Source organism: Bacillus sp. N1(2025) (assembly GCF_053470005.1).
The window spans coordinates 178,086-194,187 of sequence record NZ_JBLTJB010000006.1; the positions used below are offsets into that span (position 1 = coordinate 178,086).

14 protein-coding genes are annotated in these 16,102 nt (G+C 46.6%); 11 read left to right on the forward strand and 3 right to left on the reverse strand.

All coding sequences use genetic code 11. The features are described 5' to 3' along the window. Window positions 1-95 precede the first annotated feature (95 nt). Window positions 96-1,424 carry a PhoH family protein gene (locus ACNFN4_RS15045; RefSeq protein WP_014417660.1) on the forward strand — a complete coding sequence of 443 codons (1,329 nt, stop codon included), beginning with the start codon at window positions 96-98 and terminating at the stop codon, window positions 1,422-1,424. On the opposite strand, the gene ACNFN4_RS15050 is transcribed toward ACNFN4_RS15045, so the two are convergent. Beyond that, window positions 1,419-1,895, reverse strand: coding sequence for a hypothetical protein (locus tag ACNFN4_RS15050; protein ID WP_012117486.1), 477 nt, complete (start codon window positions 1,893-1,895; stop codon window positions 1,419-1,421). The genes ACNFN4_RS15045 and ACNFN4_RS15050 overlap by 6 nt on opposite strands. A gap of 103 nt (window positions 1,896-1,998) precedes the next feature. Between ACNFN4_RS15050 and glsA the strand changes: the two genes are divergently transcribed. From glsA to pyc, 4 genes are all read left to right on the forward strand, one after another. Beyond that, window positions 1,999-2,928 (forward strand): glutaminase A, encoded by a 930-nt coding sequence (glsA, locus tag ACNFN4_RS15055; RefSeq protein ID WP_021493728.1) that lies wholly within the window; start codon window positions 1,999-2,001, stop codon window positions 2,926-2,928. A gap of 107 nt (window positions 2,929-3,035) precedes the next feature. Next, a complete protein-coding gene (locus ACNFN4_RS15060; protein ID WP_003154494.1) occupies window positions 3,036-3,317 on the forward strand; it encodes a YlaN family protein in 282 nt (93 codons plus the stop codon). Between the two features lie 204 nt (window positions 3,318-3,521). Continuing rightward, window positions 3,522-4,733: an FtsW/RodA/SpoVE family cell cycle protein gene (locus tag ACNFN4_RS15065; protein WP_072177548.1), complete on the forward strand. Its 1,212-nt coding sequence runs from the start codon at window positions 3,522-3,524 to the stop codon at window positions 4,731-4,733. A 75-nt stretch (window positions 4,734-4,808) separates the two neighbouring features. Continuing rightward, entirely contained in the window at window positions 4,809-8,255 is a 3,447-nt protein-coding gene (pyc, locus tag ACNFN4_RS15070; protein WP_021493726.1) for a pyruvate carboxylase, read from the forward strand. 97 nt (window positions 8,256-8,352) lie between these two features. Here pyc and ctaA read toward each other — a convergent pair whose 3' ends face one another. Continuing rightward, window positions 8,353-9,279 carry a heme A synthase CtaA gene (gene ctaA / locus ACNFN4_RS15075; RefSeq protein ID WP_021493725.1) on the reverse strand — a complete coding sequence of 309 codons (927 nt, stop codon included), beginning with the start codon at window positions 9,277-9,279 and terminating at the stop codon, window positions 8,353-8,355. Window positions 9,280-9,622: 343 nt separating this feature from the next. Between ctaA and cyoE the strand changes: the two genes are divergently transcribed. From cyoE to ctaG, 6 genes are all read left to right on the forward strand, one after another. Continuing rightward, window positions 9,623-10,540: a heme o synthase gene (gene cyoE, locus ACNFN4_RS15080; protein ID WP_003154486.1), complete on the forward strand. Its 918-nt coding sequence runs from the start codon at window positions 9,623-9,625 to the stop codon at window positions 10,538-10,540. 217 nt (window positions 10,541-10,757) lie between these two features. Next, window positions 10,758-11,828 (forward strand): cytochrome c oxidase subunit II, encoded by a 1,071-nt coding sequence (coxB, locus tag ACNFN4_RS15085; protein ID WP_014417699.1) that lies wholly within the window; start codon window positions 10,758-10,760, stop codon window positions 11,826-11,828. A 31-nt stretch (window positions 11,829-11,859) separates the two neighbouring features. Then, window positions 11,860-13,728: a cytochrome c oxidase subunit I gene (ctaD, locus tag ACNFN4_RS15090; RefSeq protein WP_007611227.1), complete on the forward strand. Its 1,869-nt coding sequence runs from the start codon at window positions 11,860-11,862 to the stop codon at window positions 13,726-13,728. After that, window positions 13,728-14,351, forward strand: a complete 624-nt coding sequence (gene ctaE, locus ACNFN4_RS15095; protein ID WP_003154482.1) for a cytochrome c oxidase subunit III — start codon at window positions 13,728-13,730, stop codon at window positions 14,349-14,351. Before ctaD ends, ctaE begins: the two co-directional genes overlap by 1 nt. Window positions 14,352-14,353: 2 nt before the next feature. Continuing rightward, a complete protein-coding gene (gene ctaF / locus ACNFN4_RS15100; protein ID WP_007409686.1) occupies window positions 14,354-14,686 on the forward strand; it encodes a cytochrome c oxidase subunit IVB in 333 nt (110 codons plus the stop codon). 24 nt (window positions 14,687-14,710) lie between these two features. Further along, window positions 14,711-15,595 (forward strand): cytochrome c oxidase assembly factor CtaG, encoded by an 885-nt coding sequence (gene ctaG, locus ACNFN4_RS15105; RefSeq protein ID WP_100261768.1) that lies wholly within the window; start codon window positions 14,711-14,713, stop codon window positions 15,593-15,595. 33 nt (window positions 15,596-15,628) lie between these two features. On the opposite strand, the gene ACNFN4_RS15110 is transcribed toward ctaG, so the two are convergent. Then, complete coding sequence (locus tag ACNFN4_RS15110; RefSeq protein ID WP_007409688.1) at window positions 15,629-15,988, reverse strand: YugN family protein; 360 nt, start codon at window positions 15,986-15,988, stop codon at window positions 15,629-15,631. Window positions 15,989-16,102: the final 114 nt, after the last annotated feature.

A 16,102-nucleotide genomic window follows, 5' to 3' on the forward strand; every position in this document is an offset into this window, starting at 1 on the left:
TATTCACCAAATCATATATTTTAGCAGGCATCCCCGTTTTTCGCGGAAAGAGAAGCACACGATGGGCTTTGATCCTTATTTCAGGAGGCTGAGACTTGAGTAAAATTTATGTGTTAGATACGAATGTACTTTTGCAGGATCCTAACGCCATTTTTTCCTTTGAAGAAAACGAAGTTGTCATCCCCGCCGTCGTGCTGGAAGAGGTCGATTCAAAAAAGCGGTATATGGACGAGGTCGGGAGAAATGCGAGGCACGTATCTAAGCTGATAGACGGGCTCAGGGAGAAAGGAAGGCTGCACGAGAAAGTTCCGCTTGAAAGCGGAGGAACGCTCAGAATTGAACTGAACCACCGGTCATTTCACCAGCTCCAAGAAATTTTTATCGAAAAAACGAATGATAACCGCATTTTGGCGGTGGCAAAAAATTTAAGCCTTGAGGAGGAAACGAAAGAAAACGGCCGCCTCGTCATCCTGGTCAGCAAAGATGTGCTTGTCAGGGTAAAGGCGGATGCCATCGGGCTTTTGGCGGAGGACTTTTTAAACGACAGAGTCGTTGATCATGATGAAATATATAGCGGGTACAAAGATATATTTATGAATAAAGAGCGGTTTGCCTCGTTTTATAAAAACAAACAAATTTCAGTTAAGGAGCTTCAGCAGCATCAAGTTTATCCGAATCAATTTGTGCTGATGAAAGATGAATTAGGAGGATCTTCGTCTGCGGTCGGCATGGCAGATAAGAAAGGCGAGACCGTAAAAAGACTCGTTTTCGATGATGAGCACGTATGGGGTATCAGGCCGAAGAACGTCCAGCAGACAATGGCGCTTGAACTCCTGCTGAGGGAAGATATCCCGCTTGTCACCCTGATCGGAAAAGCGGGAACGGGAAAAACCTTGCTTGCTCTCGCGGCAGGGCTTCTGCAGACGGAGGATCTCGGTATTTATAAAAAACTGATCGTCGCGCGTCCCATCGTCCCGGTGGGAAAGGATATCGGATATTTGCCGGGCGAAAAAGAGGAAAAGCTCAAGCCGTGGATGCAGCCGATCTTTGATAATCTTGAATTTTTATTCAATGCGAAAAAGCCGGGTGAACTTGAAGCGATTTTGGCAGGAATCGGATCGATTCAGGTGGAGGCGCTGACATACATTCGGGGAAGAAGCATTCCGGATCAGTTTATTATTATTGATGAGGCTCAGAATCTGACGAGGCACGAGGTCAAAACGCTTTTGACTCGGGTGGGAGAGGGCAGCAAAATTGTCCTGATGGGCGATCCGGAGCAAATAGATCACCCATACTTAGACAGTTTAAACAACGGACTTGCTTATGTTGTAGAACGGTTTAAAGAACAAACCGTCTCCGGCAGCGTGAAGCTTGTGAAAGGTGAGAGATCCGGCCTTGCACAGCTTGCCGCCGATTTGTTATAAAACTTCGATTTCTGTGACGCCCGTTATTGGTTTTTCAAAGTCTCCGTCCACGTAAAAATGGACCGGACCGCCGTCTTGAAGGGGTTTCCCCGCATCGCTGAAATGCGCGATTGCGTCCATCGCCTTTTCAAGCGCCACTTCGGTTCTTTCTGATTTTGAAATAAATGCGCACAGGACAGCGCTTTCTTTCGGCTCGGCATTTGCTAAAACAGCGCCGAGCTTCATGGCGAAGCTGCCGTTCATCAGTCTTTCTTTTTCATAACGTTTTTCGCTTTTTAAAGTCGGCGGCGAAATGCGCCCTTCTCTGATCACCCGTTCCGGATCAAGCGTATGCTCCTGGGTTTCTGCAGAGCCGTCCGGATGAACGGGCTGATTTTTTTCAAACGGAAACTTGCGGTCATCGAAAATCCAGACACTCGGATCAATTGTAATCGGGTATGTAACATTGCCTTTTACTTGAATAACGCTCATGGTGAAGCCCCCCTTTACTTAAAGTATAAAAGTTTTCGCATGAATTGTCACTTTGCGTTGCAAATTAGATGTATACAACGGCAGCGAAGTGAGGATGATCGACATGGTATGCCGGCATTACCAAGAGCTGGACGCATTAGTTCAGGAAGCGAAAAAAAGGACCGAAGAAGGCAAAGTGGCAGACTATATTCCGGCTCTGGCTGAATCTGAACAAGACAGCCTTTCGGTCACGATTTATCATGCGGAAAATACATGTCTGACGGCAGGTGACGCCGACCGGACATTTACGCTGCAGAGCATTTCGAAAGTGCTTTCTCTGGCGCTCGTACTGATGGATTACGGAAAGGAAAAGGTGTTCAGCTGCGTGGGTCAGGAGCCGACCGGCGACCCGTTTAATTCCATGATTAAGCTTGAAACAATGAATCCGGGCAAGCCTTTAAATCCGATGATTAATGCGGGAGCTCTCATCGTTACGGGTTTAATTAAAGGGCATTCGCCGAAAGACCGCCTGGATTACCTGCTCGGATTCATCAGAAGACTTGCGAATAATCAGGACATTACATATTGCAGCCATGTCGCGGAATCGGAATTCAAATCTTCCATGATTAATCGGGCCATGTGTTATTACATGAAGCAGTATGACATTTTTAAAGGCGATGTTGAAGAGGTCATGGATTTGTATACAAAACAGTGCGCGATTAAGATGAGCAGTCTGGACTTAGCCAAAATCGGCTGCGTATTCGCCCTTGACGGCAAGCATCCGGAAACCGGGGAGCAGGTCATTAAAAAAGATGTGGCGAGAATCTGCAAGACGTTTATGGTGACCTGCGGCATGTACAATGCGAGCGGGGAATTCGCGATTAAGGTCGGCATTCCCGCTAAAAGCGGCGTTTCGGGAGGAATCATGGGCATTTCGCCGTACAACTTCGGAATCGGTATATTCGGCCCGGCGCTTGATGAAAAAGGCAACAGCATCGCGGGTGTGAAGCTTTTGGAAATCATGTCTGAGAAATACAGGCTGAGTATTTTTTGAAACATTTTTTATCATAACATCTGCTTAAATCCTCTTGCAATTTCACCTGATACCCTTTATGATAAATAGAAGAATTAGGTACTCGCCTGGGGAACGGAGGGATACTTTTGGCTTCAGAGATTATAGTTGACCATCAGCAGAAAGCATTCGAGCTGTTGAAGTTAGATGCTGAGAAGATTTTGAAGCTGATCCGAGTACAAATGGATAACTTAACGATGCCTCAATGTCCTCTGTATGAAGAGGTCTTGGATACTCAGATGTTCGGACTGTCGAGGGAAATCGATTTTGCTGTCCGCCTGGGATTAGTTGACGAAAACGACGGCAAAGAGCTGCTGGACAGACTTGAAAGAGAACTGTCTGCTTTGCATGACGCGTTTACAGGAAAATAAATGATCAAACTCAAACTATTCAACGGTTTGGGTTTTTTTATAACCGTAAACCGTTTTTTTGCATCTTCTTTTCGTAAGACGGTCTCTTAATCTGCATTTCATCCGAAAAACTATAAAGAAACTGCGTAAATTGTTTATGAATTATAGTAAAATATAATACGCAATAGGTATTAAACGTAAGCTTTAAGCAGGAAAGAGGATGTTATGTTTAAAAGAATGTTAAAATCTTACGATTATTCATTGATATGCGCTATCATTCTGCTGTGCAGTTTCGGATTGGTAATGGTATACAGCTCAAGCATGATTACCGCCGTTATGCGTTACGGCGTGAGCAGCGACTATTTCTTTAAACGGCAGCTGTTCGCCGTCATCGCGGGGTTTGTGCTGTTTATTATCGCGGCCGTTTTTCCGTACAAAGTGTTCGCCCATCAAAAGATTCAGAAATTCATACTGCTTGCCTCAGTGGCTGCGCTTTGCGCGCTGTTTGTTTTCGGACATGTTGCCGGAAACGCGCAAAGCTGGTTTAAAATCGGCGGAATGGCCATTCAGCCGGGGGAATTTGTCAAGCTGACCCTGATACTGTACCTTGCCGCGGTATACGCAAAGAAACAAAGCTATATCGATCAGCTTTTGACGGGGGTTGCGCCGCCGGTGATCGTCACCGTAGTCATTTGTGCGCTTATCGCCATTCAGCCTGACTTCGGAACGGCGATGATTATCGGTCTGATCGCGCTTTGCGTCATTATGTGTTCGGGATTCAGCGGAAGGACCCTGCTCAAGCTGGTTCTCATGGCGGGAATCGTATTACTCCTTGTCAGCCCGATCATCTATCTGAAATGGGACGATATTTTGACACCCGGGCGTATGAGCCGGTTTGAAAGCCTTGAAAATCCCTTTAAATACGCCAGCACATCAGGCCTGCAGATTATAAATTCGTATTATGCGATCGGCTCAGGCGGTTTTTTCGGTCTCGGTCTTGGAGAAAGCATTCAAAAATACGGTTATCTGCCTGAATCGCATACAGACTTTATTATGGCGGTTATTTCAGAGGAGCTCGGCATTTTCGGCGTCCTGTTTGTCATTGTGCTGCTGGCTTTTGTCGTGTTAAAAGGTTTTTATATTGCGAGAAAATGTGAAGATCCGTTCGGAAGCCTTTTGGCAATCGGGATATCCAGCATGATTGCGATTCAGACCTTTATCAATCTCGGCGGTGTCAGCGGTTTAATTCCGATCACAGGTGTTCCGCTGCCGTTTATCAGCTACGGGGGCTCATCAATGTTTTTGTTATTAATGAGTGCCGGTATATTGGTGAATGTCAGCATGCATGTCAAGTACTCAGAAAAGAAGAAAAAGAGGGAGCCCGTTCCGTCTAAGGGGGTAAAAAGACGGCAGACGGAAAAATCTGTGTATCTCTAAAAAACAAGTGTATACACAGCACGGATATTCCTTTATTATAAACTACATATTTATTAGGCCAAGGGGGAGAAAAGTTTGTCACAACAATCCATCCAAAAAGTGTTAGTAGCAAACAGGGGAGAAATTGCGATCCGGATTTTCCGGGCGTGCACAGAATTGAACATCAGAACGGTAGCCGTTTATTCAAAAGAAGATTCAGGCTCCTATCATCGCTATAAAGCGGATGAAGCTTATCTTGTGGGAGAAGGCAAAAAACCGATTGACGCGTATCTTGATATTGAAGGGATTATTGAGATCGCAAAAAGAAACGGCGTAGATGCCATTCATCCGGGCTACGGATTTCTCTCTGAAAATATCCAATTTGCGAGGCGCTGTGAAGAAGAGGGCATCGTATTTATCGGACCGACGTCAGCGCATTTGGATATGTTCGGAGATAAGGTAAAGGCGAGGGAGCAGGCAGAAAAAGCCGGCATCCCCGTTATTCCGGGGAGTGACGGACCGGCTGAAACATTAAAAGATGTCGAACAATTCGCAAAAGTCCACGGATTTCCGTTTATTATTAAAGCATCGCTCGGAGGCGGAGGCCGCGGAATGAGAATCGTCAGAAGCGAAAGCGAATTGAAAGAATCGTTTGAGCGGGCCAAATCAGAAGCGAAAGCCGCATTCGGAAACGATGAAGTGTATGTTGAAAAACTGATCGAAAATCCTAAGCATATTGAAGTTCAGGTGATCGGAGATAAAGAAGGCAATGTCGTCCATCTGTATGAGCGGGACTGTTCCGTTCAGAGACGCCATCAAAAGGTCATTGAGGTGGCGCCGAGTGTATCTTTGCAGCCTGAATTAAGGGACGAAATCTGTGAAGCGGCTGTGGCGCTTGCGAAAAATGTCGGCTATATCAACGCGGGGACCGTGGAATTTCTCGTAGCGGGCGGTGAATTTTACTTTATTGAAGTGAACCCGCGCGTGCAAGTGGAGCATACGATTACGGAAATGATAACGGGGGTTGATATCGTTCAGACGCAAATCCTCGTCGCGCAGGGCCACGGACTGCACAGCCGTGCCGTCAATATCCCTGAGCAGAAAGACATTTTTACAAACGGGTATGCGATCCAATCACGTGTGACCACTGAAGATCCGCTGAATGACTTTATGCCTGACACGGGTAAAATTATGGCTTACCGCTCAGGCGGCGGCTTCGGCGTCCGCCTTGATACGGGAAACAGCTTCCAGGGCGCCGTCATCACGCCTTATTATGATTCACTGCTCGTCAAGCTGTCGACATGGGCGCTGACGTTTGAACAGGCATCAGCGAAAATGGTCCGCAACCTGCAGGAATTCAGGATCAGAGGCATTAAGACCAATATTCCGTTTCTTGAAAACGTGGCAAAGCATGAAAAATTCCTGACGGGCCAATACGACACATCGTTTATCGACACAACGCCTGAGCTGTTTGTTTTCCCAAAACAGAAGGACCGCGGAACAAAAATGCTTTCCTATATCGGCAATGTCACAGTGAACGGTTTTCCGGGAATCGGGAAAAAAGAAAAACCTGCATTTGATAAGCCTCAGACCGTTACGTTAGATATCGGGGAAAAGCCGGCAAGCGGTACGAAACAGATCCTTGATGAAAGAGGCGCCGAGGGGCTTGCAGACTGGGTGAAAGAGCAAAAATCCGTGCTCCTGACCGATACAACGTTCAGGGATGCCCATCAGTCCCTGCTCGCAACACGGATCAGATCCAATGATTTGAAAAAAATCGCGAATCCTACGGCTGCCCTGTGGCCTGAACTGTTCAGCCTTGAAATGTGGGGAGGCGCGACATTTGATGTAGCGTACCGTTTCTTAAAAGAAGACCCTTGGAAACGCCTTGAAGATCTTCGCAAGGAAGTGCCGAACACATTGTTCCAGATGCTGCTTCGTTCATCAAATGCCGTCGGTTATACAAACTATCCGGACAATGTCATCCAAAAATTTGTCCGGCAGTCAGCGGAGTCAGGTATTGACGTATTCCGGATCTTTGACAGCCTGAACTGGGTAAAAGGGATGACGCTGGCCATCGATGCCGTTCGTGAAACCGGAAAAGTGGCGGAGGCTGCGATTTGTTACACGGGAGATATTCTTGATAAGACCCGGACGAAATATGATTTGAAGTATTATCTTTCTATGGCGAAAGAGCTTGAGGCGTCTGGTGCGCACATTCTCGGCATTAAAGACATGGCCGGTCTTTTGAAACCTCAAGCCGCATACGAACTTATCTCAGCGCTGAAGGAAACGATTGATATTCCCGTTCATCTTCACACGCATGATACGAGCGGCAATGGCGTCTTTCTCTATGCCAAAGCTGTTGAAGCGGGTGTGGACATCGTGGATGTCGCCGTCAGCTCAATGGCGGGTCTGACTTCACAGCCGAGCGCAAGCGGATTTTATCATGCCCTTGAAGGAAACAGCCGCCGTCCTGAAATGGATGTCCGCCAGGTGGAAAGACTGTCACAATATTGGGAATCAGTCCGTCAGTATTACAGTGAATTTGAAAGCGGGATGAAGTCTCCGCATACTGAGATTTATAATCATGAAATGCCGGGCGGCCAGTACAGCAATCTGCAGCAGCAGGCAAAAGGAGTCGGCCTCGGTGATCGCTGGAATGAGGTGAAAGACATGTACAGCGTCGTCAACCGCATGTTCGGCGACGTCGTGAAAGTAACACCTTCTTCCAAAGTCGTCGGAGATATGGCGCTTTACATGGTGCAAAACAATTTAACAGAACAAGATGTTTATGATAAAGGCGAAACGCTTGATTTTCCGGATTCAGTCGTTGAGCTCTTTAAAGGGCAGATCGGCCAGCCGCACGGCGGATTTCCGGAAAAACTGCAAAAGCTCGTTCTGAAAGGACAGACGCCGATCACGGTAAGACCGGGTGAGCTGCTTGAACCGGTATCTTTTGAAGGCATTAAAGAAGAATGGAAAGAAACACATCAGATGGAATTGAGTGATCAGGACGCAATCGCGTATGCTCTTTATCCGAAGGTGTTTACAGAATATGTTAAAACGGCTGAACGCTTCGGTGATATTTCCGTATTGGACACACCGACTTTCTTCTACGGCATGACACTCGGTGAAGAAATCGAAGTGGAAATCGAGCGCGGAAAAACGCTGATCGTGAAGCTTGTATCTATCGGTGAACCGCAGCCAGATGCGACACGTGTCGTTTATTTCGAATTGAACGGCCAGCCGCGCGAGGTGGTCATTAAAGATGAAAGCATAAAATCGTCCGTACAGGAAAAATTAAAAGCAGATCGGACAAACCCAAGCCACATTGCGGCATCCATGCCGGGAACCGTCATTAAATTGTTAACGGAAACCGGGGCAAAGGTAAATAAAGGCGATCATCTGATGATTAATGAAGCGATGAAAATGGAGACGACGGTACAGGCGCCGTTCTCCGGGACGATACAGCAGATTCATGTGAAAAACGGTGAACCGATTCAGACAGGTGATTTACTGATCGAAATTGAAAAAGCGTAAAAAATGAATATAAAAAACCTGATCCGCCCCCGTGTGCGATCAGGTTTTTTATATGTAGAAAGGCCGAAGCTCTAATGCTTCGGCCTTTTCATGTGCCTCAGATGTTCCGCTGTTTTGATTCATAGCGGAAGCGGGCGATTAATAATAAGAAATAGCATAAGACGCCGAACAGGCCGGCAATAAAGAGCGAATGGGCAAGTGCAAAACCGGTGGCCATTTCTGAATAAACAACCATGATTCCGGACAGCGCCTGTAATAAAACAAAGACAAGAGCCGCTATCCAGCCCCCAAGAATCTGTTTTTGATCTTTGTAGGAGCGCACCGCATGCGCAAAAGCGACAAGAATCCATACGAACAGAAGCAGTGCTGCCGTTCTGTGGCCCATCTGCACATATTCCTGAAAATGGGACGGAAGCCCGTGGTTCAGCCTGCTGCAAAGCGGAACGTCAGGGCAGGCAAGGCTTGATTTCGTATGGCGCACATAAGCCCCCGTATAAACGACGATATACGTGTAAATCGAAAGGCCGATCATATGAAACTGCATTTTCCTGCCGATTCTGAGCGGCTTGACGAGCTTTTTGTCTGATTTATCAGCTTCAAATATGAGCAGCGTCAAAATTAGAACAGAAGCGAAAGAAATCAGCGATATGCCGAAATGAAGCGCCATAACGAGCGCATTTGATCCGAAAACAACCGCTAATGCGCCGAGAATCGCCTGTAAAAATAAAAAGATAATGGACATAATGGCGAGAAAGGTTGTTTCACGGAAAACAGGCGTGACTTTTCTCCATGCCCAAAAAGCGAGGCTCAGCACGAGAACGATTGAGACACCGCTTGCGAGTCTGTGGCTCCATTCAATGATAGAAGCGGCGTTAAGCTCCGGGAAAAACCGGCCGTGGCAAAGCGGCCACTGCCTTCCGCAACCGAGACCCGATCCTGTCTTTGTGACAAGAGCGCCGCCGATCAGCACGACGAGCATGACGAATGTCGTCAGTACGCCGAGCGCTTTCAAAGCTTTATTCATTTTACATTCACCTTCTTAACAAACTGGACAAAATGATATACGTACCAAGTGTAAGCGAATATGTGTTTTGTGGCAATTCTCAATTCTGTTTGTTCACAAAAATATAATAGAATCAGGACTTCTTAGATAATGGGGTTGATTATTCCAGATGGGTCTGATAGAAATAAAGTAACCGCTTTATTAAGAAACCGGCGGATTTGGTAAAATTCATAAAAAGTTCACAAATAAATTCCTGTTTCTCGTTTAATATTTAAGAGGATGTTTTTTTACAGGTCATTATCTTGTATGATAGAGTTGCAGGTCTTAAAAAACCTGCTTTAGGTTTGTAAGGGAGGTTTACGTTATGGCTAATTCCAGAATTTTAAACGATACAGCTATAGACGGACAGATTGAAGAGACGACGGCATGGAAGGATTTCCTTTCGCTTATCAAAATAGGAATCGTCAATTCGAATTTAATTACGACTTTTACCGGCATGTGGCTTGCGTTACATATATCCGGTCTGAGTTTTTTAGGCAATTTAAACACCGTGCTTCTTACATTAATAGGATCTTCTTTGATCATCGCCGGTTCTTGTGCGGTTAACAACTATTACGATCGTGATATTGATCATTTAATGGAACGCACGAAAGTAAGACCGACGGTAACCGGAAAGATTCAGCCGAATCAAGCGCTGTGGTCAGGAATTTTACTCATTGCTTTAGGACTTATCATGCTCTTGATGACCACTGTGATGGCAGCAGTCATCGGTTTTATCGGCGTGTTTACGTACGTTGTTCTTTATACAATGTGGACGAAACGCCGTTATACGATTAATACGGTTGTCGGAAGTGTATCAGGCGCCGTGCCGCCGTTAATCGGCTGGACAGCGGTTGAAGGGCACATCGGTGTTGTCGCGTGGGTTTTATTCATGATTTTATTCATCTGGCAGATTCCGCACTTTTTAGCGCTTGCGATTAAAAAGACGGAAGATTACAGAGCAGCGAATATTCCGATGCTTCCGGTAGTGCACGGCTTTGAAGTGACGAAAAGACAGATTATCGTCTGGGTCGCATGCCTGCTGCCTCTTCCGTTTTTCCTCGGCAGTCTCGGTCTTCCGATCGTCATTCTCGGCACTTTGCTGAATGTCGGATGGCTTGTTCTCGGACTGATGGGATTCCGTATGAAAAACATCATGAAGTGGGCAACTCTTATGTTTGTCTATTCGCTTAATTACATGACCATTTATTTTGTAGCGATGGTGGTCTTCACGCTGTTTTAATTGAATAATGAGCTTGTTTGATCGCCAAAACAAACAATGACAACTAGTAAACGCCGCCTTGACCTTTTGTTTAATCAGGCGGCTTTGCTTTTATACATAGATGGAATTTTAAGTAAAAAATCTCATATTTTAAGAAATGAGGAAATGAAGTATTTCGGCTGGAAGCAGATTTACTGCTTGTGCATCTCGTACTGATTCAAAAAAGGGGTTGGGTGAAATGTTAAAGCGTTGGCGTCTTTTATCATTATTAGCCTTAGTGCCGCTTTTATTGAGCGGCTGTGGAAAACCGTTTCTGTCCACACTCAAGCCTGCCGGCGAAGTGGCTGATAAACAATATGATCTGACGGTGCTCAGCACACTTATCATGGTTGTCGTCGTTGCGGTCGTAGCAGTTATTTTCTTTTACGTCATTGTGAGATTCAGACGGTCGCGTGTAGGGGAAGACACGATACCGAAACAGGTGGAGGGGAACCGTTTTTTAGAAATCACCTGGACCGTTATTCCGATCCTGCTTCTGATTATTCTTGTCATTCCGGTTGTCATCGACACATTGGCGCTGGCGGATACGTCGCCGATGGATAAGAAAAACCGTAAAGCAGAGGATGCGCTCGTGATTAATGTAAGGGCGAATTTATACTGGTGGGAATTCGAGTATCCTGATTACGGGTTTGTGACAAGTCAGGAGCTGATCGTTCCCACAGATGAACGCGTCTATTTCAAGCTGAAGTCCTCAGATGTGAAACACTCTTTCTGGATTCCGTCAGCCGGGGGGAAAATCGATACGAATACGGATAATGACAATACTTTCTTTCTGACCTTCGATTCTAAACGCAGCAAAGAAGCGGGAGAATATTTCTTCGGGAAATGCGCAGAGCTGTGCGGACCTTCACATGCGCTGATGGATTTCAAAGTGAAACCGCTGCCGTCAAAAGAATTTAAACAATGGACGAAAGCGATGAAAAATTATAAGCATACAACAGATTCCGGTTTAGCCGCGCAAGGAGAAGAGCTCTTTAAGGAAAAAAACTGCCTGAGCTGTCATGCGGTTGAGCCCAATGATAAACGGGCTGAAGCGGCAAGAACGGCTCCGAACCTCGCTACCTTCGGTGAGCGGGTCAAAGTGGCCGGCATTAAGGATGCGAATAAAGAGAATATAAAAGCCTGGCTGAAAAATCCGGACAGCATTAAACCGGGCAATAAAATGACAGGGACTTATCCGAAGCTCTCGGACGCTGAAACGGATGCGCTGTATGAATATTTAAAAGGGCTGAAAGCGGAGAACAAGTGAGGACAGGGAGATATCAGGGGGGAGGTCGCAAATGATGAATACGCTTACAGGACAGCAAAGAAAAAGCTCTTTGCTTTGGGATTATTTGACGACGGTTGACCATAAGAAAATCGCGATTTTATATATGATCGCCGGGGGATTTTTCTTCGTCGTCGGCGGACTTGAGGCCATGCTTATCAGGATTCAGCTCTTGAGGCCGGGGAACGATTTTATGGGTGCGCAGCAGTTTAATGAAATTATGACGATGCACGGCACGACAATGATCTTCCTGGCGGCGATGCCGCTGTTATTCGGGCTGATGAACGCGGTTGTGCCGCTGCAGATCGGGGCGCGTGACGTATCGTTCCCATTTCTGAATGCGCTCGGATTTTGGCTGTTTTTCTTCGGAGGCATCTTTTTGAATCTGAGCTGGTTTTTAGGGGGCGCTCCTGATGCAGGATGGACGTCGTACGCGTCGCTTGCGCTGAATTCGAAAGGGCACGGCATAGACTTTTTCGTGCTCGGCCTGCAAATATCAGGCTTAGGTACGCTGATTGCGGGGATCAATTTTCTCGCCACGATTATTAATATGAGGGCGCCGGGTTTGACGTATATGAGATTGCCGCTGTTTACGTGGACGACATTTGTGGCGTCGGCACTCATTTTATTCGCATTTCCTCCGCTCACCGTCGGTTTGGCGCTGATGATGCTGGATCGTTTGTTCGGAACGAATTTCTTTAATCCTGAATTGGGCGGCAATACGATAATCTGGGAGCATCTGTTTTGGATTTTCGGGCATCCGGAAGTATACATTTTAATTCTTCCCGCCTTTGGGATTTTTTCAGAAATCATTCCCGTATTTGCGAGGAAACGTCTGTTCGGTTATTCGTCTATGGTCTTTGCGATCGTGCTGATCGGCTTTCTCGGGTTCATGGTTTGGGTTCACCACATGTTTACGACGGGACTCGGACCGATCGCTAATGCAATATTTGCGGTTGCGACGATGGCGATCGCGGTGCCTACGGGCATTAAAATTTTCAACTGGCTTTTGACCATCTGGGGAGGAAATGTCAAATTCACGACGCCTATGCTGTATGCCGTCGCCTTTATTCCTTCTTTCGTACTCGGAGGAGTCACGGGTGTCATGCTGGCGGCCGCAGCGGCAGATTATCAGTTCCATGATACGTATTTTGTCGTAGCGCATTTCCACTATGTCATTATCGGCGGCGTTGTGTTCGGCATCCTGGCGGGCGTGCATTTCTGGTGGCCGAAAATGTTCGGGAAGGTGCTTCATGAAACGATGGGAAAAATTTCGTTCGTCTTATTTTTTATCGGGTTTCATCTTACCTTCTTCATTCAGCATTTCCTCGGCTTGATGGGAATGCCGCGGCGCGTTTACACATATCTGCCCGGCCAGGGTCTTGATACCGGCAACCTGATCAGTTCAATCGGCGCGTTTTTCATGGCGGGCGCGGCTGCTTTACTCGTGGTCAATATTATTTATACCTCAATAAAGGGGAAATACGTCGGGAACGACCCGTGGCTGGACGGTCGTACGCTTGAATGGGCGGTCTCTTCGCCGCCGCCGGAATATAATTTTAAACAGCTTCCGTTTGTCCGGGGACTTGACCCGCTGTGGATTGAAAAGCAGGCCGGAAATGAAGGGATGGCGCCTGCAGAGCCTGTAGAGGACATTCATATGCCGAACGGCTCCATCATGCCGTTTATCATATCTTTCGGGCTGTTTGTCGCAGCGTTTGGGTTTTTATACCACTCCGATTATTCATGGGGGCTTCCGGTTATCTTCATAGGGCTCGGCATCACATTCTTTACCATGCTGCTTCGCTCTGTGGTCGATGATTACGGCTATCATATTCACAAAGAAGATCTGCCGAATGATGATAAAGGGGTGAAGGCGTAATGCAGCTGCAGGAAAAAATGACGGCTGAAACCTTTCCGGCTTCTCCTGAAAAAGCAACGCTGGAGGGGAAAAATAAGTTTTTGGGATTTTGGCTGTTTCTCGGCGGCGAAACGGTTCTGTTCGCCTCGCTATTTGCGACATTTCTTGCTTTACGGGAATCTAAAGCCGGAGGGCCGTCAACGGCTGAGATGTTTGAGCTGCCGATCGTGTTTATCGCGACGATGCTTCTTTTAACGAGCAGCTTAACGAGTGTGTATGCGATGTATCATATGAAAAATTTCTCCTTTAAAAAAATGCAGGTGTGGCTTTTGGTTACCGTTTTATTGGGAGCAGGATTTTTAGGGGTAGAAATCTATGAATTTATGCATTACACTCACGAATTCGGCTTTACCATTACAAGCTCTGCGCTCGGCTCTGCGTTTTACACGCTGGTCGGCACACACGGAGCACACGTGGCGTTCGGGCTGTTGTGGATCAGCGCGCTTATGATCCGGAATGCGAAAAGAGGGCTCAGCCTTTATAATGCGCCGAAATATTATGTGGCCAGCTTATATTGGCATTTTATCGATGTCGTGTGGGTCTTTATCTTTACCGTTGTATATTTGATGGGGATGGTGGGATAACGATGGACGATAACAAAAACAGAGGGACTGTCAGTACGGATCTCGAATATCGGAAAAAGAAAAATGCCGAGGAGATGAAATATCAGGTCATATCCTTCGGTTTGATGATCGGCCTTACGCTTGTCGCGTTTTTGACGGTGGCTGCTGACGGCATTGCCGGATGGTTTACGATGCCGTTTCTGATCCTGCTTGCGGTCATCCAGGTCATCTTTCAGCTGTTTTACTTTATGCATATGAGCCAGAAGGGGCATGAAGCGCCGTCATTATTTCTGTATTCGGGAATATTTGTCGCGTTTATCACCGTGCTTGCATTTGTCACGATTATTTGGTGGTAATCGGGACGGCGGGGAGTGAGAGATTTGATTAATTTGGAAATGTTCGGGTTTCGCGCAATGTGGAGCCCGTATCTGTTTTGTATAACTGCCGTGATAACAGGTATTTACTTTTACTGGTGCAGCCGGCATAAAGGACGTGTGGCCGCTAAGGAGAAGGTGCTGTTTGTGCTTTCCGCGCTATTTTTTTACACGGCTGCGGGAAGTCCGGTTGATTTATTGGGCCATGTGATGTTCAGTGCCCATATGACGCAGATGGCGGTTCTGTTTTTAGTCGTACCGCCGCTGTTGATTTCCGGAATTCCCGGCTGGGCATGGAAAAAACTGATCTTCCGTCCTGTCGTAAAGCCGCTGTTTTCGTTCTTTTCAATGCCGCTTATCGCATTAGTGCTGTTTAACGGTATTTTTTCACTGTATCACATCCCGTTTATATTTGATTTCGTCAAAACGGATTCGCTGTATCACACGCTGATGAACGGACTCATCTTTGTAACGGCGTTTTTTATGTGGTGGCCGCTTGTGCATAAGGTGGACGGTCTGCCCCGTCTCAGCGGTTTAATGAAGCTGGGGTATATTATGGCAGACGGGATTCTGTTAACGCCGGCCTGCGCGCTCATTATGTTCAGCGGGGCGCCCATGTATGCCACGTATACAGATCCGGCGGCTTGGGCCGAAGCAATGAAGCTTTGCGTTCCTTTAGATTTGCTGGAGGAGATTCCTTTATCCGGACCGGAGATGTTTAACACGCTGCCTCCTCTGGAAGATCAGCAGCTTGGGGCAGTGCTGATGAAAATCATTCAAGAGGCGGTCTACGGAACATATTTGGCTGTCATCTTTTTTCAGTGGGTCAGAACGGAACGGGAAAAAGATACGCTGTCAGAGCCGCCGTATATCGAGCATACCGTCTCATAAAAAAAGTACAGCAGAATATGCTGTACTTTTTTATTACATTTGCACTGTTTTTAATGACTCTTCCAATTCAAGCAGTAAAGCTTTGCTTTCAGCGACAACATGTTCCGGAAATTCTTCAGCACTGCCGTATTCTACGCCGTGCGGATAATAATGCTTTCCTAAAAGAGGGGCCTTCAGCTGAATCACGGCCCGGCTGCCGCCGACATCGCCCTCTTTTGCCGTTCCTTGAATCCGCAGATAAAATGTCCCCTCAGGTACTGAAAACTTTTTGTCGTAAGTCACTCTTTCATAATCCCATTGTCCAGCCAGAATGAGCCCTTTACCTTCCATCAGATCATTCAAGCGGCTGAGCTCCGCTGTTACCCCTTCAAGACCGCTGTTTTCAAACTTCAAACCTTCCCCCTCCTTTTAAAAATGCCCTTTCCTGACAATCATAGTATGAAAGCGTTACACTTTCAATGATTCATACGGTGAAAGTATGCAAAAAGAAAAATTTGACGACAATAG